This is a genomic window from Pseudomonas sp. GW821-FHT09A09, assembly GCF_059418405.1.
In genome coordinates this window covers 20,509-43,640 of the sequence record NZ_JBWKPU010000018.1, presented here as the reverse complement: position 1 = coordinate 43,640, position 23,132 = coordinate 20,509, and the positions used below count along the sequence as shown (strand labels likewise).

23 protein-coding genes are annotated in these 23,132 nt (G+C 61.2%); 13 read left to right on the top strand and 10 right to left on the bottom strand.

Annotated elements, in window-relative coordinates; all coding sequences use genetic code 11:
* The first annotated feature begins 112 nt into the window (after window positions 1-112).
* The 8 genes from amaA to AC07OV_RS17235 all read left to right on the top strand — a co-directional run bounded on the left by amaA (window position 113) and on the right by AC07OV_RS17235 (window position 9,580).
* Window positions 113-1,396, top strand: a complete 1,284-nt coding sequence (amaA, locus tag AC07OV_RS17270) for an L-pipecolate oxidase (protein WP_495092644.1) — start codon at window positions 113-115, stop codon at window positions 1,394-1,396.
* 374 nt (window positions 1,397-1,770) lie between these two features.
* Complete coding sequence (locus tag AC07OV_RS17265; RefSeq protein ID WP_176997109.1) at window positions 1,771-2,907, top strand: branched-chain amino acid ABC transporter substrate-binding protein; 1,137 nt, start codon at window positions 1,771-1,773, stop codon at window positions 2,905-2,907.
* A 217-nt stretch (window positions 2,908-3,124) separates the two neighbouring features.
* Window positions 3,125-4,039: an ABC transporter permease subunit gene (locus AC07OV_RS17260; protein WP_058423439.1), complete on the top strand. Its 915-nt coding sequence runs from the start codon at window positions 3,125-3,127 to the stop codon at window positions 4,037-4,039.
* A gap of 2 nt (window positions 4,040-4,041) precedes the next feature.
* Window positions 4,042-5,319: a high-affinity branched-chain amino acid ABC transporter permease LivM gene (gene livM, locus AC07OV_RS17255; protein WP_178918699.1), complete on the top strand. Its 1,278-nt coding sequence runs from the start codon at window positions 4,042-4,044 to the stop codon at window positions 5,317-5,319.
* Window positions 5,316-6,191, top strand: coding sequence for an ABC transporter ATP-binding protein (locus tag AC07OV_RS17250; RefSeq protein ID WP_176997107.1), 876 nt, complete (start codon window positions 5,316-5,318; stop codon window positions 6,189-6,191). Before livM ends, AC07OV_RS17250 begins: the two co-directional genes overlap by 4 nt.
* Window positions 6,188-6,904, top strand: a complete 717-nt coding sequence (locus AC07OV_RS17245) for an ABC transporter ATP-binding protein (RefSeq protein ID WP_176997106.1) — start codon at window positions 6,188-6,190, stop codon at window positions 6,902-6,904. The genes AC07OV_RS17250 and AC07OV_RS17245 overlap by 4 nt, the downstream gene beginning before the upstream one ends.
* Window positions 6,905-7,721: 817 nt before the next feature.
* Window positions 7,722-8,486 (top strand): SDR family oxidoreductase, encoded by a 765-nt coding sequence (locus tag AC07OV_RS17240; protein WP_176997105.1) that lies wholly within the window; start codon window positions 7,722-7,724, stop codon window positions 8,484-8,486.
* 188 nt (window positions 8,487-8,674) lie between these two features.
* Entirely contained in the window at window positions 8,675-9,580 is a 906-nt protein-coding gene (locus AC07OV_RS17235) for a cation diffusion facilitator family transporter (protein ID WP_494997892.1), read from the top strand.
* Window positions 9,581-9,683: 103 nt separating this feature from the next.
* Here AC07OV_RS17235 and AC07OV_RS17230 read toward each other — a convergent pair whose 3' ends face one another.
* The 5 genes from AC07OV_RS17230 to ureE form a co-directional block, all read right to left on the bottom strand.
* Complete coding sequence (locus AC07OV_RS17230; RefSeq protein WP_495092643.1) at window positions 9,684-10,793, bottom strand: AGE family epimerase/isomerase; 1,110 nt, start codon at window positions 10,791-10,793, stop codon at window positions 9,684-9,686.
* 171 nt (window positions 10,794-10,964) lie between these two features.
* Window positions 10,965-11,537, bottom strand: a complete 573-nt coding sequence (locus AC07OV_RS17225; protein ID WP_494997890.1) for a HupE/UreJ family protein — start codon at window positions 11,535-11,537, stop codon at window positions 10,965-10,967.
* 24 nt (window positions 11,538-11,561) lie between these two features.
* Window positions 11,562-12,176: an urease accessory protein UreG gene (ureG, locus tag AC07OV_RS17220; protein WP_016972570.1), complete on the bottom strand. Its 615-nt coding sequence runs from the start codon at window positions 12,174-12,176 to the stop codon at window positions 11,562-11,564.
* Between the two features lie 24 nt (window positions 12,177-12,200).
* Window positions 12,201-12,875, bottom strand: coding sequence for an urease accessory protein UreF (locus AC07OV_RS17215; protein ID WP_495092642.1), 675 nt, complete (start codon window positions 12,873-12,875; stop codon window positions 12,201-12,203).
* A complete protein-coding gene (ureE, locus tag AC07OV_RS17210) occupies window positions 12,872-13,372 on the bottom strand; it encodes an urease accessory protein UreE (RefSeq protein ID WP_495092641.1) in 501 nt (166 codons plus the stop codon). The genes AC07OV_RS17215 and ureE overlap by 4 nt, the downstream gene beginning before the upstream one ends.
* 339 nt (window positions 13,373-13,711) lie before the next feature.
* Here ureE and AC07OV_RS17205 point away from each other — a divergent pair, with 339 nt between their 5' ends.
* Window positions 13,712-14,218, top strand: coding sequence for a C40 family peptidase (locus tag AC07OV_RS17205; protein ID WP_176997099.1), 507 nt, complete (start codon window positions 13,712-13,714; stop codon window positions 14,216-14,218).
* 5 nt (window positions 14,219-14,223) lie between these two features.
* On the opposite strand, the gene AC07OV_RS17200 is transcribed toward AC07OV_RS17205, so the two are convergent.
* Both AC07OV_RS17200 and AC07OV_RS17195 read right to left on the bottom strand, forming a co-directional pair.
* The gene (locus tag AC07OV_RS17200) at window positions 14,224-14,856 is read right to left on the bottom strand and encodes a TetR family transcriptional regulator (protein ID WP_110623849.1); all 633 of its coding nucleotides are present in this window, start codon (window positions 14,854-14,856) and stop codon (window positions 14,224-14,226) included.
* Between the two features lie 150 nt (window positions 14,857-15,006).
* On the bottom strand, window positions 15,007-15,375 hold the full coding sequence (locus AC07OV_RS17195) for a hypothetical protein (RefSeq protein WP_176997098.1): 369 nt from the start codon (window positions 15,373-15,375) through the stop codon (window positions 15,007-15,009).
* Window positions 15,376-15,720: 345 nt separating this feature from the next.
* On the opposite strand from AC07OV_RS17195, the gene AC07OV_RS17190 reads away from it, so the two are divergent.
* A complete protein-coding gene (locus AC07OV_RS17190; RefSeq protein ID WP_495092640.1) occupies window positions 15,721-17,790 on the top strand; it encodes an AsmA family protein in 2,070 nt (689 codons plus the stop codon).
* 134 nt (window positions 17,791-17,924) lie between these two features.
* On the opposite strand, the gene AC07OV_RS17185 is transcribed toward AC07OV_RS17190, so the two are convergent.
* Together AC07OV_RS17185 and AC07OV_RS17180 are read right to left on the bottom strand one after the other, a co-directional pair.
* Window positions 17,925-18,455 carry a ferritin-like domain-containing protein gene (locus AC07OV_RS17185; protein ID WP_494997886.1) on the bottom strand — a complete coding sequence of 177 codons (531 nt, stop codon included), beginning with the start codon at window positions 18,453-18,455 and terminating at the stop codon, window positions 17,925-17,927.
* A gap of 98 nt (window positions 18,456-18,553) precedes the next feature.
* On the bottom strand, window positions 18,554-19,453 hold the full coding sequence (locus tag AC07OV_RS17180) for a LysR substrate-binding domain-containing protein (RefSeq protein WP_495092639.1): 900 nt from the start codon (window positions 19,451-19,453) through the stop codon (window positions 18,554-18,556).
* 136 nt (window positions 19,454-19,589) lie between these two features.
* Here AC07OV_RS17180 and AC07OV_RS17175 point away from each other — a divergent pair, with 136 nt between their 5' ends.
* Window positions 19,590-20,231, top strand: coding sequence for an FMN-dependent NADH-azoreductase (locus AC07OV_RS17175; RefSeq protein ID WP_494997884.1), 642 nt, complete (start codon window positions 19,590-19,592; stop codon window positions 20,229-20,231).
* Window positions 20,232-20,324: 93 nt separating this feature from the next.
* The gene (locus tag AC07OV_RS17170) at window positions 20,325-21,215 is read left to right on the top strand and encodes an esterase/lipase family protein (RefSeq protein ID WP_495092638.1); all 891 of its coding nucleotides are present in this window, start codon (window positions 20,325-20,327) and stop codon (window positions 21,213-21,215) included.
* 96 nt (window positions 21,216-21,311) lie between these two features.
* Here AC07OV_RS17170 and AC07OV_RS17165 read toward each other — a convergent pair whose 3' ends face one another.
* Entirely contained in the window at window positions 21,312-22,199 is an 888-nt protein-coding gene (locus AC07OV_RS17165; RefSeq protein ID WP_176997092.1) for a DMT family transporter, read from the bottom strand.
* 97 nt (window positions 22,200-22,296) lie between these two features.
* On the opposite strand from AC07OV_RS17165, the gene AC07OV_RS17160 reads away from it, so the two are divergent.
* Complete coding sequence (locus tag AC07OV_RS17160; protein ID WP_494997882.1) at window positions 22,297-23,085, top strand: AraC family transcriptional regulator; 789 nt, start codon at window positions 22,297-22,299, stop codon at window positions 23,083-23,085.
* The last annotated feature ends 47 nt before the right edge of the window (window positions 23,086-23,132 follow it).

The following is a 23,132-nucleotide window of genomic DNA, read 5'->3' as shown; positions in this document are numbered from 1 at the left end:
CGATAGCGGTGTATCAGTCGCCGCCGCCATCGCAGGCAAGCCAGCTCCCACAGTTGATTGGGTTTGCAATTCAGAATAATGGTTGTTTGTTGGGTCTCATCGGAGTCTGGCAATGGCATTACGCGAATCATGCTTGTGGGAACAACTTACCCCTGGCCGGCCGGATCGCGCCGCGCTCAAGGGCGAGGTCAAGGTGGATGTGTGCGTGATCGGCGCCGGCATCACCGGTTTGTCGGCAGCCATTCACTTGCTTGAACAAGGCAAAAGCGTCGCCGTGCTTGAGGCTCATCGCACCGGCCACGGCGGCTCGGGGCGCAACGTCGGGCTGGTCAACGCCGGCCTGTGGATCCCGCCAGACGAGATCGAAGCCGGTTTCGGCGAGGCGGTCGGCAGCCAGCTCAACCGCATGCTCGGCGCGGCACCGTCCCTGGTGTTCAGCCTCATCGATAAGTACAACATTGATTGCCAGCTGCGCCGCGAAGGCACCTTGCACATGGCGCACAACGCCCGGGGCGAGGCGGACCTGCGCAGCCGTGAAGAACAATGGAAGCGCCGTGGCGCGCCGGTGGAATTGCTCACCGGCCAGGCCTGCGAGCAGGCCACCGGCACCAAAAAAATCGCCGCTGCCCTGTTGGATCGGCGTGCCGGCACTCTTAACCCGATGGCTTACACCACCGGTCTGGCGAATGCGGCGGCCGGGCTGGGCGGGCAGTTGTTCGACCATTCCCCGGTTACTCAGCTTGAGCGCCAAGGCGCGCACTGGTCGGTGCAGACCGCCCAGGGTTCGGTGCAGGCGGCGCAGGTGGTGATCGCCTCCAATGCCTACACCGAAGGCGAATGGACCGAGTTGCGGCGCAATTTCTTCCCCGGCTATTACTACCAGGTGGCGTCAGCTCCGCTCACGGACGACGCGGCCCAGCAGATCCTGCCAGGTGGCCAGGGCTCGTGGGACACGCGCCAGGTGTTGAGCAGCATCCGCCGCGATGCCGACGGTCGCCTGTTGCTCGGCAGCCTGGGCAACGGCAATCAGAAACCGGCGTGGTTTCTCAAGGCGTGGGCCGATCGGGTGCAGCAGCACTACTTCCCGTACCTCAAATCGGTGCAGTGGGAGTGCACCTGGACCGGCTGCATTGCCTTCACCCCGGACCACTTGATGCGCCTGTTCGAGCCAGCACCGGGCCTGGTGGCAGTAACGGGCTATAACGGGCGTGGCGTGACCACTGGCAGCGTGGTCGGCAAGGCGTTTGCCGATTACCTGTGTCACCAGAATCCCCAGGCCTTGCCCATTCCCTTCGCGCCGATGCGTCCGCTGGCCGGGGTGGGCCTGCGCAGTTGTCTGTATGAAGCGGGGTTCTCGCTGTATCACGCCGGGCAATGCCTGCGGATCGTGATCTGATCAGCGAAATACCGCCCAGAAGCCTGCATTTTCTTAGCAAGCTACTAATCTGTATTGGTGCAAGTCGTAGCAATCGCGCACTGTAAATGTGCAGTTCCGTTACGCACATTGTTACAGGTGTAGGAACTGTCGTTTATACGCTTGGTTGCAGGTGCGACCTGCCAGGGTTGTACTTTTTGGATCCATTGGTTGCACCTCTTGGTGCTAGGCGGTTGCACGTCCTGGCAAAAGGAGTCGAAACGCCTGTAATAACAATGACACCGTGTCTTTTTGATTAATAAAAACGTAATGGCACGCGCCTTGCTCTGGGCTTTCTCGTGAAAGTTTGCAGTGAACTCGTAGTGCCAATAAACAAAAACCTCGGAGCACCACTCATGTCCCAGACGTTTTACAAGAAAGGTTTTCTGGCCCTCGCCGTGACAGCGGCACTGGGTGTTTCTACGTTTGTTCAAGCTGATGTGAAGATTGGCGTGGCGGGCCCGATGACGGGCGCCAACGCAGCTTTCGGTGAGCAGTACATGAAGGGTGCCCAAGCGGCAGCCGATGTGATCAACAAGGCCGGCGGTATCAACGGCGAGCAGATCAAGCTGGTGGCCGGTGACGATGCCTGCGAACCCAAGCAGGCCGTGGCAGTGGCCAACCGCCTGGCCGACCAGGACAAAGTGATCGGTGTGGTCGGGCACTTCTGCTCCTCCAACACCATCCCGGCGTCCGAGGTCTACGACGAAGCGGGCATCATCATGATCACCCCGGGCTCCACCAACCCACAGGTGACCGAGCGTGGCCTGGGCGCGGTGTTCCGTATGTGCGGGCGTGACGACCAGCAAGGCATCGTGGCCGGCGACTATATCGTCGACGTGCTCAAGGGCAAGAAAGTCGCGGTCATCAACGACAAAGACACCTACGGCAAAGGCCTGGCTGACGCCACTGCTGCCCAGTTGACCAAGCGCGGCGTGAAACCTGTGCTGGAAGAAGGCCTGACCCGTGGCGAGAAAGACTTCAGCGCCCTGGTCACCAAAATCCGCTCCACCGGTGCTGACGTCGTGTACTTCGGCGGCCTGCACCCTGAAGCCGGTCCTCTGGTTCGCCAGATCCGTGAAGCCGGCCTCAAAGACGTCAAGTTCATGTCCGATGACGGTGTCGTGACCGACGAATTGGTGGCTACCGCTGGCGGCGCGCAATACGTAGACGGCGTGTACATGACCTTCGGCGCCGACCCTCGCCTGCTGCCTGACAGCAAGGCCGTTGTGGAGCAATTCCGCAAAGCTGGCGTAGAACCTGAAGGCTACACCCTGTACGCCTACGCCTCGATCCAGGCCCTGGCTGCCGGCTTCAATGGCGCCAAGTCCAACAAGGGCGAAGACGCGGCCAAGTGGCTCAAGGCTCACCCAGTCCAGACCGTCATGGGCAAGAAAGAGTGGGACGGCAAGGGCGACCTGAAAATCTCCGACTACGTGGTTTACCAGTGGGATAAAGACGGCAAATACCACCAGCTGGAAAAACAGAAGTAATCAACGCGACAGCTTGAACACCCTCCATCCCTGTGGGAGCTGGCTTGCCTGCGATTGCATCACAGCAGTACACCTGAAGCACCGCGGTGTCTGCATCGCAGGCAAGCCAGCTCCCACATGGACAGTGGTTGTTTGAGCCCGGCCACAAATCTGTCTTTTCCTCCAGAAGCGCCGCACACCCACCGGTGTGCAGGTGCTCACCGCGTGAGATTGCGTTATGGATGGTATTTTCCTGCAGCAACTGGTCAACGGCCTGACCCTCGGGTCGGTCTATGGCCTGATCGCCATCGGCTACACAATGGTCTATGGCATCATTGGCATGATCAACTTCGCCCATGGCGAGGTTTATATGATTTCCGCTTACCTCGCGGCGATCAGTCTGGCACTGCTGGCTTACTTCGGCATCGAATCCTTCCCGCTGCTCATTCTCGGCACCTTGATCTTCACCGTCGTCGTCACCGGCGTTTACGGTTGGGTCATCGAGCGTGTCGCCTACAAACCGCTGCGCAACTCCACCCGACTGGCACCGCTGATCAGCGCCATCGGCATCTCCCTGATCCTGCAGAACTACGCCCAGATCGCCCAGGGCGCCAAGCAACAAGGTATTCCCACCCTGCTGGCCGGGGCCTGGCGTGTCGACTTCGGCACAGGCTTCGTTCAGTTGACGTACACCAAGGTCTTCATCCTGGTCGCAGCCTTCGCGGGCATGGCCCTGCTGACCTATGTCATCAAATACACCAAGCTCGGCCGCATGTGCCGCGCCACCCAGCAAGACCGCAAGATGGCGTCCATCCTCGGCATCAACACCGACCGCGTGATCTCCTACGTGTTTGTCATCGGTGCCGCCATGGCCGCTCTGGCCGGTGTGTTGATCACCTTGAACTACGGCACCTTCGACTTCTATGCCGGCTTCATCATCGGCATCAAGGCATTTACCGCAGCGGTACTCGGCGGCATCGGCTCCCTGCCTGGGGCCATGCTCGGCGGGATCATCCTGGGTATTTCCGAGTCGTTGTTCTCGGGGTTGATCAACTCTGACTACAAAGACGTGTTCAGTTTCTCCCTGCTGGTGGTGATTCTGATTTTCCGTCCCCAGGGCCTGCTCGGTCGCCCACTCGTGGCGAAGGTGTAAACATGTCTGCTGCCAAATCGATTGATATCAAGAAAAGTGTGGTCGACACGATCCTCGCCGGGCTGATTTCGCTGATTGTGTTCGGCCCGATCGTCGGCGTGGTCCTCGACGGCTACAGCTTCAACCTGGAACCGGCCCGCGTGGCCTCGCTGGTCGCCATCGTGATGGCCGGCCGCTTCGCCCTGAGCCTGTTCCTGCAAACCCCCAAGGGCCTGAAGATCCTTCAAGGTTTCGAGAGCAGTGGCTCCGGCGTGCACGTACTGCCACCGGACTACAAGTCGCGGCTGCGCTGGATCATCCCGGCGCTGATCGTGATCGCGATCGTGTTCCCGATCTTCGCCAACAAGTATCTGCTGACCGTGGTGATCCTCGGGCTGATTTACGTGTTGCTGGGCCTGGGCCTGAACATCGTGGTCGGCCTGGCCGGCTTGCTCGATCTGGGTTACGTGGCGTTCTACGCCATCGGTGCCTACGGCCTGGCGCTGGGCTATCAATACCTCGGCCTGGGCTTCTGGACGGTGCTGCCGCTGGCGGCAATCTGCGCGGCGCTGGCGGGGTGCATACTTGGCTTCCCGGTGTTGCGCATGCACGGTGACTACCTGGCAATCGTGACCCTGGGATTCGGTGAAATCATCCGCCTGGTGCTCAACAACTGGCTGTCGTTCACCGGTGGCCCGAACGGCATGCCGGTGCCGTCGCCGACTTTCCTGGGCCTGGAGTTCGGGCGCAAGGCGAAGGACGGCGGGATTCCCTTTCACGAGTTCTTCGGCATCGATTACAACCCCAACATCAAGTTCATGTTCATCTACATCGTGCTGTTTTTGGTGGTGCTGGCCGTGCTGTACATCAAGCACCGCCTGACCCGCATGCCGGTGGGCCGCGCCTGGGAAGCCTTGCGCGAAGATGAAATCGCCTGCCGTTCCATGGGCCTGAACCACGTGCTAGTCAAGCTCTCGGCGTTCACCATCGGTGCGTCTACAGCCGGTTTGGCCGGGGTGTTCTTTGCCAGCTACCAGGGCTTCGTCAACCCGTCGTCCTTCACCTTTTTCGAGTCGGCGCTGATCCTGGCCATCGTGGTGTTGGGCGGCATGGGGTCGACGGTGGGCGTGGTGATCGCGGCGTTCGTCTTGACCGTCGCGCCGGAACTGCTGCGCAGCTTCTCCGAATACCGCGTGCTGCTGTTTGGCGTGTTGATGGTGGTGATGATGATCTGGCGACCGCGCGGATTGATCCGCATCAGCCGTACCGGTGTGACCCCACGTAAAGGAGTGGCGCCATGAGCAAGGAAGTCGTCCTTTCCGTTGAACATTTGATGATGCACTTCGGTGGCATCAAAGCCTTGAGCGATGTGAGCCTCAAGGTCGAGCGCAACTCGATCTTCGCCCTGATCGGCCCCAACGGCGCCGGCAAGACCACGGTGTTCAACTGCCTCACCGGCTTCTACAAAGCCAGCGGCGGCAAGATCGAACTCAACGTGCGTGGCAAGCAGACCAATGTGATCCAGCTGCTCGGTGAGCGTTTCCAGCCCATCGACTTTGTTTCGCCGAAAAGCTTCCTCAGCCGCGTCTACTACAAGATGTTCGGTGGCACCCACCTGGTGAACCGCGCCGGCCTGGCCCGGACGTTCCAGAACATTCGCCTGTTCAAGGAAATGTCGGTGCTGGAAAACCTGCTGGTGGCCCAGCACATGTGGGTCAACCGCAACATGCTGGCCGGCATCCTCAACACCAAGGGCTACCGCAAAGCCGAAAGCGACGCCCTCGACCACGCCTTCTACTGGCTGGAAGTGGTGGACCTGGTGGACTGCGCCAACCGCCTGGCCGGTGAGCTTTCCTACGGCCAGCAGCGTCGCCTGGAAATCGCCCGCGCCATGTGCACCCGGCCGCAGATCATCTGCCTGGACGAACCGGCAGCGGGCCTCAACCCTCAGGAAACCGAAGCCCTCAGCGCGATGATTCGCCTGTTGCGCGACGAACACGACCTCACGGTGGTGCTGATCGAACACGACATGGGCATGGTGATGAGTATTTCCGACCACATCGTGGTGCTGGACCACGGCAACGTGATCGCCGAAGGCGGGCCGGACGCGATCCGCAACGACCCGAAAGTGATTGCGGCCTACCTGGGCGCCGACGAAGAGGAGCTGGTATGAGTGCACCTATCCTCGAAATGAAGGACCTGGACGTGTTCTACGGCCCGATCCAGGCCCTGAAAAAAGTCTCGCTGCACATCAACGAAGGCGAAACCGTAAGCCTGATCGGCTCCAACGGCGCGGGTAAATCCACGCTGCTGATGTCGATCTTCGGCCAGCCACGGGCCGAGTCGGGGCAGATCATCTACAACGGCGTCGACATCACCCACAAGTCGTCCCACTACATCGCCTCCAACGGCATTGCGCAGTCGCCGGAAGGGCGGCGGGTGTTCCCCGACATGACCGTCGAGGAAAACCTGCTGATGGGCACCATCCCCATTGGTGACAAGTTCGCCCAGGAAGACATGCAGCGCATGTTCGAGCTGTTCCCACGGCTCAAGGAACGCCGTAACCAGCGGGCCATGACCATGTCCGGTGGCGAGCAGCAAATGCTCGCCATCGCCCGTGCGCTGATGAGCCGGCCCAAGCTGCTGTTGCTGGACGAACCGAGCCTGGGCCTGGCGCCGATTGTGGTGAAGCAGATCTTCGCCACCCTGCGCGAGCTGGCGGCCACCGGCATGACCATCTTCCTGGTGGAGCAGAATGCCAACCACGCGCTGCGCCTGTCGGACCGGGCGTATGTGATGGTCAACGGCGAGATCCGCCTGACCGGCACCGGTAAAGAGCTGCTGGTCAACGAGGAAGTGCGCAACGCCTACCTCGGCGGGCACTGATCTAACCAACGACGCGGACCCTGTAGGAGCCGGCTTTGTGTGGGAGCTGGCTTGCCTGCGATGCAGACACCTCGGTTTGTCAGGGACACCGAGGTGATGCCATCGCAGGCAAGCCAGCTCCCACATGAGGCGGTTCCCACATTCTTTTTTGTGCTATCCACAGACCGTTCTGGAAATTGTGGAAAACAAATCTGGCTCCCCTCCAAAGCGCGACATATAGCCGCCGCAAATCCCTGTTTTGTCACAGTTTTGACTTGTCCCCATCCGCTGTGGAACCGGCTGTGGGTAACGTGGGAGTAGCTGGCTGAAAGCCAATGAATACGTGGCCTGTAGCGCGACGGTTGTTTTTTGATCAGCGGTTTTTTCGTGACCTGCCGAGGGCTTTGTCAACCTGTTTAAAGACACAGGTATATGACCGATTTATGTCCACTCAGCCTGTGGATAAGTCTGTGATTAAACTCTGGAAAGACCTCCGCAGAGGCCGGAATGACTGGCCTGGAGCCATCGCTCGGTTTTCCTCTCGCTCGATGGGCCTACATACGGCCCCGCCCAGGTCAAGCAAAAAACTTTCTAAAACCGCCTGCAAGCCCCGCATACAGGGGCTTCGGGCTTTTTGCACTTGCCCCCAAAGACTGTGGGCGCAGTTGTGGATAACCTGCGTGCATATGGCTGCAGGCCACGTTTTATAAGGCTTTGCGCGACGTGGTTAATAAATGATCAGGCTTGCATGAAGTTATGCGCATAGCGGTTGCCGCAACGGCGGCGTAAGGGCATTCTGCTGGCTGCTTTTTTTCCCGATGCCCGCAAGGAGAACACCATGTCCGACACGCTGTTTATTACTGGCGCAACTTCTGGTTTTGGCGAGGCCTGCGCCCGCCGTTTTGCCGAAGCCGGCTGGAAACTGGTGCTCACTGGCCGTCGTGCCGACCGCCTCAATGCGCTGGTCGAAGAGCTTTCCAGGCAAACCGAAGTCCACGGCCTGGTGGTGGACGTGCGTGACCGCAAGGGCATGGAAGACGCCATCGCCAACCTGCCGCCGTCGTTCGCCAAGCTTCGCGGGCTGATCAACAACGCCGGCCTGGCCGTGGGCACCGACCCTGCGCCCAAGTGCAACCTCGACGATTGGGAAACCATGGTCGACACCAACATCAAGGGCCTGCTGACCACCACCAACCTGCTGTTGCCACGCCTGATCGCCCACGGCCGTGGCGCGGGCATCATCAACCTGGGTTCCATCGCCGGCAACTACCCGTACCCGGGCAGTCACGTGTACGGCGGCTCCAAGGCGTTCGTGAAGCAGTTCTCGCTGAACCTGCGCTGCGACCTGCAGGGTACCGGCGTGCGTGTGACCAATATCGAGCCAGGCCTGTGTGAGAGCGAGTTCTCGTTGGTGCGCTTTGGCGGTGACCAGGCGCGTTACGACGCGACTTATGCGGGTGCCGAGCCGATCCAGCCGCAGGACATTGCCGACACGATCTTCTGGGTCATGAACACCCCGGCGCATGTGAACATCAACCGCCTGGAGCTGATGCCGGTGAGCCAGACTTGGGCGGGATTTGCGATTGAGCGTGGGGCCAAGTAAGGCTTTAGACCGCGCCGCGCCCATCGCAGGCAAGCCAGCTCCCACACTTGGATGTGTGAATACATTCAAATGTGGGAGCTGGCTTGCCTGCGATGGCGTCATATCGGTCAAAAACAGGCCATAAGGTACACTCCCCTCCTGAAAGCCCCTCCGCACTGTGCGGATTTAAGGTTTTGACGGGAGGAAATGTGAGTAACCGAGGTGAGCAGGCACTGCTCAAGCAATCAACGATTCTGATGTTCGCCGTCGCGATCGCCGGGATTGTCACGGGTGTGGTATCTGGCGCCCAATCCATTCTGTTCGACGGCTTTTTCTCGCTGATCGCCACCGCCATCAAGGTGTTGATGCTGATCACGGCCAAGCTGATCGCCAAGAAAAGCAACGAACGCTTCCAGTTCGGCTATTGGCACCTGGAACCCATGGTGCTGCTGATCGAAGGCAGTTTCCTGTTGCTGATCGCCATCTACGCGTTCCTCAACGGTGTGTTCGGCATTATCAATGGCGGGCGCGACATCGAGTTGGGGCTGGTGATCATTTATGCGGCGGTGTTCACCGTTGTGGAGTTCGCCTACTTCTTCTACGTGCGTTATCGCAATCGCACGCTCAAGTCGTCGCTGATCCAGTTCGACAACATCAGCTGGCTGGTGGATGCGATGCTGTCGATCGGCTTGCTGATCAGCTTCCTGGCGGCACTGTTGCTCAAGTCCCAGGGCTATGGCAAGTGGGCGGTGTATGTCGACCCGTTGATCCTGATCCTGCTGGCCCTGAGCATGCTGGCGCCAGCGCTGAAGATCCTGCGCCCGGCCTTGCGCGAGGTGCTGGGGATTGCCCCGGACCAGTTGGACGACAAGGTGCGCGAAGTGATGGAAGCGGCCCAGGCCAAGCATGGTTTCGACGACTACGTGTCCTACGTGCAAAAGCACGGGCGGGCGCGGTTTATCGAGATTCATGTGGTGTTGCCGGCGGATTACCCGGTGGACAACGTCGCGACCCTGGATGGGCTGCGCGAAGAGATATCCACAGGGCTGGGGAAGCCGGATGCGGCACGCTGGTTGACGATCAGTTTTACCGGGGATCGCAAGTGGATTGCGTGATCGGCAGTTAGACCGAGGTGAAGCCATCGCCGGCAAGCCAGCTCCCACAGAGGAATGCGATCAACCTGTAGGAGCCGGCTTGCCGGCGATAGGGCCCTAAAGCTCAGCCCAAATGCTGGATCAACCCCTGATAACAGGTCGCCAAATGATAAGGCGTGGTCGACGGCATATCCCGCCGGCTGACAAGCCCCTGATCATTCAGGCACTCATTCCAACCCTTCTCATGCAAGAACCGCAGTTGCAGCGCCCGTAGCTGGCGCTGCAACACCGCTTCGCTGTTCGGCCGCAAGGTGAGTGCCCGCAGGTACTCGGCCTGGGCCCAAATACGCTGCGTGCCATCGCGCACGGTGCCGTCCAGGGCCAGCATGCCGCTGACGGCTCCGGTCACGTTATCCACACCCTTCTGCTCGGCGTAGGCAAACGCGCGGGTCAATGACGCATGCAGCGGCGTGCCGCGCAGCACGTCGGACGATTCCAACAAAAAGAACCACTCGAACTGGTGGCCCGGTTCAAACCAGTTATCCACAGCGCCCAGCGGTTTTTCCATCATCACGCCCTGCTGGCGGTCGATGAAGCGCTGCTGCATGGCCGTCGCCAAAGACAGCAGGGCCGCTTGCACATGGGCATCGTCACGCACCGCGAGGGTGGCGAGGAAACCTTCGGCCAAGTGCATCAACGGGTTTTGCAACGGGCCGGACTTGAGGGACGACCAGTTGCGTTCCAGCACCGCTTCGTACAGGCCGTCGCCGGTGGCAAAGCGCTGGGCAACCACTTCCAGGGCGGCGTTGAGCACCGATTCCACCAGCGGCTCGCGCACTTTGGCCCAGTAGTGGGCACAGGCGAAGATGATGAAGGCGTGGGTGTAGAGGTCTTTGCGCTTGTCCAGCGGCTTGCCGGCCGGGTCGATGCTGTAGAACCAGCCGCCGTGCTCGGCATCGTGGAAATGCCGTTGCAAGGAGCGGAACAGCGCAGCGGCGCGTTCCTCGGCAAACGCGGCGCCGGGTTCGCCGATCAGGCTGGCGAACAGGTACAACTGCCGGGCGCAGGCCATGGCGCGGTAGCGTTGCGGGGGCAGCGGCTGATGGTCGGCGTCCAGTGCTTCATAGGGCAAGGCCAGGTCGGCATTCCAGCCCGGGCCTTGCCAGAGCGGCACGATCAGGCTGTGGAAGTGCGTGAGCACGGCGTTCAAGGCGGAGTGTGGAGCGGTGGGCATTGGCTGGCGTCGTCACGGCAGGGGTGTAGGCGCGCATGGTAGCAGGGTTGGGTTCTGTGGTGTCTGTGGGACCGCTATCGCAGGCAAGCCAGCTCCCACATTTGATTGGGTTCGCAGATCAAAATGTGGGAGCTGGCTTGCCTGCGATGAGGCCCTGACAGGCGCCGCAAATCAGCCCGCGAGCAACCAAACCCCAGTCGCCGCCGAAGCCGCCCCGGCAATCCGCACCAACGGCGCCGCCGCAGCCGGCAGGAAACGCACCACGCCATAACCAGCGGCGTGCAGCACGGCGGTCGCCCCCACAAACCCGGCCGCATACGCCCAAGGGCTGGACATGTCCGGCAGTTCAAGGCCATGGGCCACGCCGTGGAACAAGGCAAACAATGCAGTCGCCCCGACGGCCACGAACAACGGCGGGCGAACGGCCAAGGCCACCGCCAGGCCCAGCGCGAGCACCGAGGCGGCAATCCCGCTTTCCAGCGCCGGCAGTTCCAGGCCTTCAAAGCCCAGCAGGCCGCCGATCAGCATGGTGCCGACGAACGCACACGGCAGCGCCCAGCGCGCGTTGCCTTTTTGCTGCGCGGCCCACAGGCCGACAGCGACCATGGCCAGCAAGTGATCGATACCGCCCAGAGGGTGGCTGATGCCAGCCACCAGCCCGTTATCGCCATGCCCGGGGTGAGCGAAGGCGAGGGCTGGGGCGAGCAGCAGGGCGGCGGTGGCGAGAAGTTTGTTGAGACCCATGAGCAGGCTCCTTTCAGGGTGGGATCAGGCCGCAGTCAGCAGGCCCTGACGTTCGATAAAGGCGACGATGTCATCCAGGCCGACACCGGTTTTCTGGTTGCTGAACACAAAGGGTTTGCCGTTGCGCATGCGTGTGGTGTCGCTGTTCATCAGCTCCAGCGATGCACCGACCAACGGCGCCAGGTCGATCTTGTTGATCACCAGCAAGTCGGATTTGCAGATACCCGGGCCGCCCTTGCGTGGCAGCTTGTCGCCGGCCGACACATCGATCACGTAGATGGTCAGGTCCGACAGCTCCGGGCTGAAGGTCGCCGACAGGTTGTCGCCACCGGACTCCACCAGGATCAGATCCAGGCCGGGAAAGCGCCGGTTGAGCTGGTCCACGGCTTCCAGGTTGATCGATGCATCCTCGCGGATCGCGGTGTGCGGGCAGCCACCGGTTTCCACACCGATGATGCGCTCGGGCGCCAGGGCCTGGTTGCGCACCAAAAAGTCAGCGTCTTCACGGGTATAGATGTCGTTGGTGACCACGGCCAGGTTGTAGCGGTCACGCAGGGCCAGGCACAGCGCCAGGGTCAGCGCGGTTTTGCCGGAGCCCACCGGGCCGCCGATGCCGACGCGCAGGGGTTGTGTGTTCATGTGCTTCTCCAAGGTAATGGGGCTCTAGGAACGAAACAGGCGGCTGTACTGGCGCTCATGGGCCATGCACGCCAGGGACAGGCCGAATGCAGCACTGCCGATGTGGTTGAGATCGATGCGGCTGGCGTCCTGCTGGGCTTGCTGCAACAAGGGCAGCAGCTCACTGGTCAGGCGCTGCGCCGCTTGTTGGCCCAGGGGCAGGGTTTTCATCAATACGGCCAACTGGTTTTCCAGCCAGCTCCACAGCCACGCGGCCAAGGCGTCATCGGGGCTGATGTGCCAGGCGCGGGCGGCCAGGGCCCAGCCGAGCGCCAGGTGCGGTTCGGCCTGTTGTTCAAGAAAGTGGCGTGCGGCGGCGTCGAGTTCGGGCAAGCCATTCAATAACTGCTGCAGGGAGTAGCCCATTTGGCGACTCTCTTGATACAGCTCGCGGGTCTCACGGCTGGCGCGGTGTTCCTCGCATAACTGCGCCAGACGCGGCCAGTCCTGCTCGGCGGCGGCGCGGCAATGGGCGAGCAGCAGCGGCGCTTCGAAACGGGCCAGGTTGAGCAGCAATTGGTCGCTGATCCAGCGCCGGGCGCTGGCTGCTTCATTGACGCGGCCGTTCTCCACGGCCATCTCCAGGCCCTGGGAATAGCTGTAGCCGCCAATCGGCAGTTGCGGGCTGGCCAGGCGCAGCAGCGCCCATGCTGGGTTCATAGGCGTACGCCGAACTGGTGCAGCTTGGGCGGGTAGTTGAAGTCTTCATCGCCATGGCGCGAATGGTGGTGGCCGCCCCCATAGGCGCCGTGTTCCGGCTGGAACGGTGCCTCGATGGTTTCAGTGGTGGCGCCCAGTTGTTCGAGCATGGCCTTGAGCACGTAATCGTCGAGCAGGCGCAGCCAGCCGTCGCCGACTTGCAGGGCCACATGCCGGTTGCCGAGGTGATAGGCGGCGCGGGTCAGTTCAAAGGCGCTGCTGCAGGTGACGTGCAGCAGTTGTTCAGGGCGTGCGCACACGCGTACGACACGTCCGTCTTCTGCTTGTAGGAATTCGCCATCGTGCAGCGGTGGCTGGCCGCGCTCCAGGAACAGGCCGACGTCTTCACCTTCGGAACTGAAACAGCGCAGGCGGCTTTTGCTGCGGGCTTCGAAATTCAGCAGCAGTTCGGCGGCCCAGAGGGCTTGGGGGGCGATTCGGCGGTGGATCACCAGCATCAGGAAGCTTCCAGCTAAGAGCGATGAAAGAGCTAGAGCAAGGGCCTTGCCAATCACGCCGGGGAGTGGGAATTCCCTGTAGGCAGGCACGGACGTGCCACCCAATAGGGCGTCGATCCATTGGTTGAGTGTTTCAAAATGGTGCGTGCCTGGATTTATAGCACCGGATCCGGGCGTTTTGCGTTGAGAACGGCTCTGCGCTGCATGAAGTTTCTTTCATCTATTTCGCGCTGGTGTTTTTTCGGATTTGTCCTACGCGGTATGGGGATTTGCCGTTCGTGCCGTTACGCGGGGGTTCTTTAGGCTTTGCGCCGTGTTTAATCCACTGCGACGTTCATCATGTTTCGATCAATTTTGTGTTTAGTCATTGTCAGTCTGTCTTTCTTCACGGCCTCGGCCTCGGCCAATGTTCAACCCCGTGCCGCGTTCGGCGCTTCACTGCAGGGCATAAAGCCCACCTCCATCGACGACGTCATCGATCGTGCCCACGAGTTATTGGGTACGCCGTATAAATGGGGCGGGACGTCGGCAGAGCAGGGTTTCGATTGCAGCAGCCTGCTGGTCTATCTGTTCAAAACTGAAGCCAACATCCAGATCCCGCGCACGACGGCGGCCATGCACCGTTCAACGGCGCAGACCATCAAGCGTGAGGCGCTCAAGCCCGGGGACGCGGTGTTCTTCAAGGGCAACGGGCGTGGCCAGGTCAGCCATGTTGGCCTTTATATCGGGGCGGGCAAGTTCATTCATTCGCCGCGCACGGGCAAAAACGTGCGTATCGATTCGTTAAGCAATAGTTACTGGAACAAGCACTACACCACCGCCAAACGCTTTCACACGTCGGGATGACCTTTTTACTCGGTGCTGCCCAGGCCTTGCCAATGCTTGAGGCCGATAAAGATAAAGCGCAGTTGCTGGGTGATTTTCGCCTGGGGCGTGAGGTGGGCCGGCAGGGCCTGGGCCGGAGGGTCGATGATGTCCGGCAGGGTGGCGAACACACTCTTGACGATCAAGTCGGCCATCACATGCAAGCCTTCGGCATCCAGGTGCTGGAGTTTGGGCATCAACGTGAGGTCGGCCGCCAGGTCGCGGGTGATGTCTTCACGCAACGCACCGATGGCCTGGCGCACGGCCAGGCAGCCACCGTATTGCTCGCGGGCGAGGAACAAAAATTGGGAGCGGTTGGCCGAGACCACGTCGAGGAAGATCCGCACGGACGCATCGATGATCCCGCCCATCACGAATTCGTTATGACGCACCAGGCGAATGGTTGCGCGGAAGGTCTGGCCGACTTCACTGACCAGCACAAGCCCGAGCTGGTCCATGTCGTCAAAGTGGCGGTAGAACCCGGTGGGCACGATGCCCGCGGTCTTTGCTACTTCACGCAGGCTCAAACTGCCAAACCCACGGCCACACTCCATCAGATGGCGGGCTGCGTCCATCAAGGCAAGGCGGGTCTGTTGCTTCTGTTCGGCGCGGGGCAGCATGGCGAGCGGGCTTTGTCGGCAAGTACAGCGACGCACTCTAGCAAAACCGCTTTACCGGCGTCGAACTTGGCGGGGGTGGTGCGAGGCGTGATCTATAGAAAAGCAAAAGCCCGATCGGCAGATCGGGCTTTTTTCTGGGCCACCACGGGCTTAGCTCTGAGCTTGATGCAGTTCTTGCAGGCGGTCTGCACCACCTTCGGCAACGCCATCGGTGTAAGCGCGTTTGTTGGCTTGTTCAGCACCGCCTTCAACCAGGCCTTTCTGTTCCAGGCGATCACGGCCACCTTCAGCGACGCCTTCGGTGTAGGCACGTTTGTTGGCGTGTTCCGAACCGTTTTCAGCAACACCTTTGGCGTAGTCGCGGTTCTCTTCTTCTTGCGAACCGCTGCGAGCCAGGGTCTGGCTGGACTGAACGGCTTGCGCTTTGTTCTGTGGGGTGGCCTGTTCGGCGGCTGGCAGGGCAAAGGCACTGGAGGCCAGGACAGACAGCAGGACGGTAGCGAGTACTTGGCGTTTCATGATGGTTGCTCCTTGGGAGGGCGATAAAGTGGGTACAGGGCTAATGCTACTCTCGATAAGTCGATATAAAAGTTCATAAACACAATGGTAATAATCAACAGAATTGATTGTTCCCGGCAGAGGCTCTAGAACGCGCCTCTCAAGCCCGCGGTTTTGCACCGTGGTGGGTATTTTCGACACGACCCTGGGTAACAATGGTGCGCCGTCGATGCTGGAAACTGTCCGTTCGATCAGAAAACTGGCTTTTTGCGACTAAAACGGTGATCCGGTTAAACCCCCGCGCCGTTTGCCAGTCGTAGCCTTATGAGCTGTAGTTCAGCTAGTCGTATTCAGGAGTCATGTGCAATGACGCGCACTCGTAAAATCGTTGTCTGGAGCTGCGCCAGCTTCGCTCTGTTAATCGCTGCGCTGGTGTTGGTCCTGGTGTTTTTCGATTGGAACCGCATCAAGCCGCCGCTCAATGCCAAAGTCTCCGAAGAGCTGCATCGACCGTTTGCCATCAATGGCAACCTGGCGGTGGTGTGGGCGCGTGAGCCGGATCAAGGCGGCTGGCGTGCCTGGGTGCCGTGGCCCCATGTGATTGCCGAAGACCTGACCTTGGGCAACCCCGACTGGTCGAAGAAACCGCAGATGGTCACCCTCAAGCGTGTGGAATTGCGCATCTCGCCGCTGGCGTTATTGGCCCAGCGTGTAGTGATCCCGCGCATCGACCTCACTGAGCCGAGCGCCGACCTGCAACGCTTGGCCGATGGCCGTGCCAACTGGACCTTCACGTTCGACCCCAAAGACCCGAATGCCGAACCGTCGAGTTGGGTGGTGGACATCGGTGCCATCGGCTTCGATAAAGGCCATGTGACCCTCGACGACCAGACCCTCAAGACGCAGTTGGATGTCACCATCGATCTGCTGGGCAAACCGATTCCGTTTGGTGAAATCGTCGGCGCCGCCGATGCCAAGAAGGCCCAGGACAAAGGATCAACCCCCCAGGACTATGCGTTCGGCCTCAAGGTCAAAGGCCAGTACCACGGCCAGAAGCTCGACGGCACGGGCAAGATCGGCGGCCTGCTCGCCTTGCAGGACGCGGCCAAGCCGTTCCCGTTGCAGGCCCAGGTGAAAATCGCCGACACCAGCATTGCCTTGGCCGGTACGCTGACCGACCCCCTTAACCTCGGCGCCCTCGACCTGCGCCTGAAACTGTCCGGTAGCAGCCTGGGCAACCTTTACCCGCTCACCGGCGTCACCTTGCCGGATTCGCCGGCGTATTCCACCGACGGCCACTTGATTGCCAAGCTACATGAAGCCAACGGCGCCTCGTTCACCTACGAGAACTTCAACGGCAAGATCGGCAGCAGCGATATCCATGGCAACCTCGGCTACGTCGCCAGCCAGCCACGGCCCAAGCTCACGGGCTCGCTGGTGTCCAACCAACTGTTGATGACCGACCTGGCTCCGCTGATCGGCGCCGATTCCAACGCCAAGCAAAAGGCCCGTGGTGGCGAAAGCAAACAACCCGCGACCAAAGTGCTGCCGGTGGAAGAATTCCGTACCGAGCGCTGGCGCGACATGGATGCCGATGTGGAATTCACCGGCAAGCGCATCGTGCAGAGCGCCGAATTGCCGTTCACTGACCTCTATACGCACCTGGTGCTCAACGATGGTGAACTGAGCCTTGAGCCCCTGCGCTTTGGCGTGGCCGGTGGCAAGCTGGATGCGCAGATTCGCCTGAACGGCCGCACCACGCCGATGGAAGGTCGCGCCAAACTCACCGCGCGCAACTTCAAGCTCAAGCAACTGTTCCCGACGTTCGAACCGATGAAAACCAGCTTTGGTGAGCTCAATGGCGACGCGGACATTGCCGGGCGTGGCAACTCCGTTGCAGCGCTGCTGGGCAGCTCCGACGGCAACCTCAAGATGCTGATCAATGACGGCGCCATCAGCCGTGGCCTGATGGAAATTGCCGGGCTCAACGTGGGCAACTACGTGGTCGGTCGCCTGTTTGGTGACAAGGAAGTGAAGATCAACTGCGCAGCGGCGGACTTCGGCATCAAGACCGGCCTGGCGACCACTCGCCTGTTTGTGTTCGATACCGAGAACGCGATCATCTACATCGACGGCACCGCGAACATGGCCACCGAGCAACTGGACCTGACCATCACGCCGGAGTCCAAGGGCTTTCGCATGTTCTCGTTACGTTCGCCGCTGTACGTCAACGGGCCGTTCATCAAGCCCAATGCTGGCGTGAAAGCCGTACCGCTGATGCTGCGTGGCGCGGGGATGGTGGCGCTGGGTGTGATCGTCGGGCCTGCGGCCGGGCTGCTGGCGCTGGTGGCGCCGAGTGGTGATGTGCCCAACCAGTGCGCGCCGCTGTTGCAGCAGATGAAGGAAGGCAAGGCGCCGAAAACGGTGAAGGGCTAACTGACTAAACCGCAACCAAAAATGTGGGAGCTGGCTTGCCTGCGATAGCGCTGTAACAGTCAACAGATGCGTTGACGGTTGGATAGCTATCGCGGGCAAGCCCGCTCCCACATTGGGTTCAGAGGTGTTGCGGTTTACAGGTCTTGCAGAATGTCCGCCATGTCGTCGGCGTGCTCTTCTTCCTGGGCCAGGATTTCTTCGAACAGGCGGCGGGTGGTTGGGTCTTTGTCGCCGATGTATTGGATGATCTCGCGGTAGCTGTCCACCGCGATGCGCTCAGCCACCAGGTCTTCGTAGACCATTTCCTTGAGGTCCTTGCCCGCGACGTACTGCGCGTGGGAGTGCTTGGACAGCAGGTCCGGGTTGAACTCCGGCTCGCCGCCCAGTTGCACGATGCGTTCGGCCAGTTTGTCGGCATGCTCGGCTTCCTGGGTGGCGTGCTCCAGGAATTCGCTGGCGGCCACGCTGGCCTTGAGGCCGTTGGCCATGAAGTAGTGGCGCTTGTAGCGCAGCACGCAGACCAGCTCAGTGGCCAGCGACTCGTTGAGCAAGCGGAGGATTTCTTCGCGGTCGGCGTCATAGCCTTCAGTGACGGCGCCGTTTTCGACGTGCTGGCGGGCGCGGCTGCGCAGGGTGGCAACGTCGGTCAAGTGTGCTTCAGTCATCTCAATCTCCTGGTGCTAATCCGGTTTTACGCCACGCTCTGTTGGCGTGATCGCTCCAAGTTGTGAGTGTTGGCTGAAGCAAAAAGTTTTATCGGATTTCAAAGGGCATGGCCGGACAGCTTTGCCTCCGCCTGCACCCACTGGAAAAACGCACGCACCGGCGGATGACGCTCACGCCCCGGCACGCACAGGGCGCTGTAGCCGGCGCCGTCGACGTGGACCTGCGGCTTGTAGGGCGCCAGCAAACCGGTGGCAACACTCTCCGACACCAGGATGTTGCTCGCCAGCACCAACCCCTGGCCGGCAATGGCCGCCTGCAACGCGTAATGCTCCTCGTCGTATTCGCGCAGCAAGGCCGTGTGAGCCAGCCATGTCTCGCCTGATTTCTCACACCAAGCCTGCCAGCCCAAGGCGTACAGCTCAGAGTTGTGCCAGCGCACGCTGATCAGCGTCGGCACCTGGCTGCTCGCCCGTGCGACCTGTTCGGGGGCGCCGTACACCGCAAAGCGCTCATCGAACAGGCACTCGCCGTACAGGTGCGGGTAGTCGCCTAGGCTGTAGCGAATTACCAGGTCGACGCTGGCGTCCTGTTGCAGGTCGACCACGTCGCACTGGGTGTCCAGGCGCAGGCTGATGTCGGGGTGGGCAGCATAAAAACGCCCCAGCCGGGGTACCAGCCACAACGCGGCAAACGCCGGAGTGGTGGAGACGGTGAGCTGCCCGGCGCTGCGTTGCGGGCGCAACGTGTCGAGGCTATGGGCGACGTCCAGCAAGGCGCCGTGCGCGCTGCGAAACAGCCGCTCACCGCCCTCGGTAAGGCGTACCTGGCGTGGCAGGCGCTCGAACAACGGCACGCCCAGCCAGGTTTCCAGGCTGCGAATCTGGTGGGACACCGCCGTGGGCGTCACCGACAGCTCCAGGGCGGCCGCCTTGAAGCTCAATAGTCGCGCTGCCGATTCAAAAGTGCGCAGAGCGGTGAGGGGCAGTGAGGCAAACATCGGGGCTCCATGGATGAAATAAACTCATCCGGATTAACTATTGCTCATTTGTCGGGCCGTGCGCTCATCACTAGATTTGCGAGCAAGAGCGGTGGCCAGTCAGGTCGCCAGAGTCTAACTCGTGAAGGTGATACAGATGAAAAAAATGCTAGTAATTCACGCCAGCCCGCGTGGCGAACGTTCCCACTCCCGACGCTTGGCCGAGTCGTTTCTCGATGCCTGGCAGGCTGGCAACCCGGGTGCACAAGTGACCCGTCGCGAAGTCGGCCGGGCGTTTATCCCCCATGTGACAGAGGCCTTCGTGGCGGCCAATTTCTATCCCGAACCGCAGGCGTTGCCGAAGGTAATGAAGGCCGACCTGCAGTTGAGTGACGAACTGGTGGGCGAGTTGATCGAGCACGAACTGCTGGTGATTTCGATGCCCCTCTACAACTTCGGCGTGCCCAGTGGCCTCAAGGCCTGGATCGATCAGATCGTGCGCATGGGCCTGACCTTCAACATCACCCAGGACAGCAACGGTATCGCCCAGTATGAAGGGCTGTTGAAGGGTAAAAAGGCGCTGATCATCACCAGTCGCGGTGGCAGCGGGTTCGGCCCGGGTGGCGAGTTCGAGTGGATGAACCATGCCGACCCGCACCTGCGCACGGCGTTGGGCTATATCGGTATCGACGATATCAGCGTGATTGCCGCCGAGGGTGAAGAGTCGGACAAAAGTGTATTCAAGCGCTCCTACGACGAAGCCGAGCGCCAATTGCACGATTTCGCCGGGCGCTTTTAAGGTGTCATGAGTCTGTCACCGGGTGGTCATGTCGATTTATGAAACGCTGGTCTAGGATGGGTTCATCGCCTTCCCTATCAGGACCCCTGTGCCATGCCGCACTCCCTTGCCACGCGTTATCCCCTAGTGCTGGTGCCCGGCATGCTGGGGTTCGTGCGCCTGGGGTGGTTTCCCTACTGGTATGGCATCGTCCCTGCGCTGCGCAACGGTGGCGCACAGGTCTTCCCGGTGCAGGTGGCGCCGCTGGATTCCAGTGAGGTGCGTGGCGAGCAATTGCTGGTGCAGATCGAGCGGATCCGCCGCGAAACCGGTGCCGACAAGGTCAACCTGATTGGCCACAGCCAGGGCTCGCTCACCGCCCGTTACGCGGCGGCCAAGCGCCCGGAATGGGTGGCGTCGGTCACCTCGGTGGCGGGGCCCAACCATGGGTCGGAACTGGCAGACCATATCCACACCCATTACCCCGCCGACAGCGTGAAAGGGCGCCTCATGAGTGCGCTGTTTCACTTGGTGGCCGGGGTGATGAGCCTGTTGGAAACCGGTTATCGGGGGCCGCGTTTCAAGGCCGACTTGCACGCCTCCCACCTGTCCCTGACCAGCGCGGGTGTGGCGCTGTTCAACCGCCAGTACCCACAAGGTTTGCCGCAGACCTGGGGCGGGCAGGGCGCAGAAGAGGTCAATGGCGTTCGCTACTACTCGTGGTCTGGCACCTTGCAGCCGGGCAAGACCGATCGCGGGCGCAACCTGCTGGACGGCACGAACCGCAGCTGCCGCTTGTTTGCCCGAAGCTTTGTGCGGGAAAAGGGCCAGTGCGATGGCATGGTGGGACGCTACAGCTCACACTTGGGGTTGGTGATTGGCGACGACTACGCGCTGGACCACTTCGACATCGTTAACCAATCGATGGGCTTGGTTGGGAAGGGGGCTGAGCCGATTCGGTTGTTTGTCGAGCATGCACAGCGGTTGAAAGCCGCGGGGGTTTAGTCGAGAGACCGCGTTATCGTTCATCGCCGGCAAGCCGGCTCCTACAGGGGAACGCATTCCAAATGTAGGAGCCGGCTTGCCGGCGATAGCGCCGGATCAGGCAACACCAACCTCGCGGCGCACCGGCGTCGTCCAACGCTCCGACAAAATCACCCCACCCAAGGTCAGCAAACCGCCGACCAAGTGATACATCGCCAATTGCTCCTTCAACACCACCGCCGCAATCAACGCGGTGATCAGCGGCAGCAGGTTGAAAAACAGCGTGGTACGGCTCGGCCCGAGCGTCTTCACCGAGTGCATCCACGCCAGCGGCGCCAACATCGAGGCGAGCAAGCAGGCGTACAGCACCAGCGGGATGTTCGCCCAGCCCAGGCCCGCTTTTGTCGAGAACAGGAACAGCGGAAACAACACCACCACGGCCACCAGGATCTGCAAGTACAGCAGCACCAGGGGCGGCAGGCGCAGGTGCCACTTTTTCAGCAAGGTGCTGTAGACCGCGTAGGCCAGGGTGGCGACCAACATCATCGCGTCCCCCAGGTTGACCCCGTGTTGCAACAGCGCGCCCAGGCTACCGGCCGAGACCACCACCACCACGCCGGCGAAGGACAGCACGGCACCGGTCAGCGCGCCAAAGGTGAGGCGCTGGCCGAGGCTGATGATCGCGGCCGTCAGCGCCATCAACGGCATCAGCGACAGGATGATGCCCATGTTGGTCGCCGTGGTGACCGTCGCCGCGTAGTACGCCAGGCTTTGGTACACCGCCATGCCGAGTACGCCGAGGATGAAAATCTTGCCCAGGTTCGGGCGGATCTGCGCCCAGTTGGCGATCACCGGCTTGAGCATGAACGGCGTGAACAGCAGCGCCGCCAGCAGCCAGCGGTAAAAGCCGATCTCGGCGGGGAAAATCGAGCCCACGGCGAGTTTGTTGACCACGGTGTTGCCGGCCCAGATAAAGATGGCCAGCAGGGGATACGCGTATTGCATCGAAAGAAACCAGATAGGTTGGTGAGGCAGGATTATCCCTTGTCTGGATCGCAGCCTATACTGCGAACCAGCCAACCGACCTCTGTATCCAGACAACATGCCCAGACACACCGTCCGCCTCGCGGATTTCCCCAGCCTGCCGAGTCCGGTCTACTTCCGTTATTCCGAGTTTGCCCCCGACACCGAGTGCACGCCGCACCGGCATTTCTGGGGTTCGCTGGACTATTCGGCCAGCGGCGTGATGCGCATGGAGGTGGCGGGCAGCCGGTTTATGTCGCCGCCGCAGTACGCCGTGTGGATCCCGCCGGATACCGAACACAGCTCCTACAACGCCCAGGCGATTGTCTACCGCTCCGTGGGCCTGGCGCCGGAGCTGTGCGAGCACCTGCCACAGGTGCCCTGCACCCTGGCCGTCAGTGAGATCCTCAAGGCCATCCTCAGTGACTTTGCCCGGCGCGACGTCAACATCCCGCGGACCGAGGCTGATATTCGCCTGGCCCAGGTGCTGGTGGACCAGCTCAAGCAGGCGCCGGTCCACGATTGCTTCCTGCCCTACGCCCGCCACCCTGGAGTCTTGGGTGTGCTGGAGGGCATGCAGGCCGATCCGGGTGACAACCGCCCCCTGGCGCAATGGGCCGAGCAGGTGCACGTGAGCGAGCGCACCCTGGCCCGGCAATTTGTGCGGGAGGTGGGCATGAGTTTTGGCGAGTGGCGCCAGCGCCTGCGTTACCTGGCAGCGATTGACGCGCTGGGCAGCGAACGCAGCGTGCAGCATGTGGCGTTTGACCTGGGCTACAGCACCGCGTCGGCGTTTATTGCGATGTTCCAGCGCCACGCCGGTTGCACCCCCGAGCAGTACCGTCGGTCGAATATCCGCGCCCGCTGAAGATGTAACAGGCTTTGACTACACTGCTGGGTAGGCCGCGCCCCTTC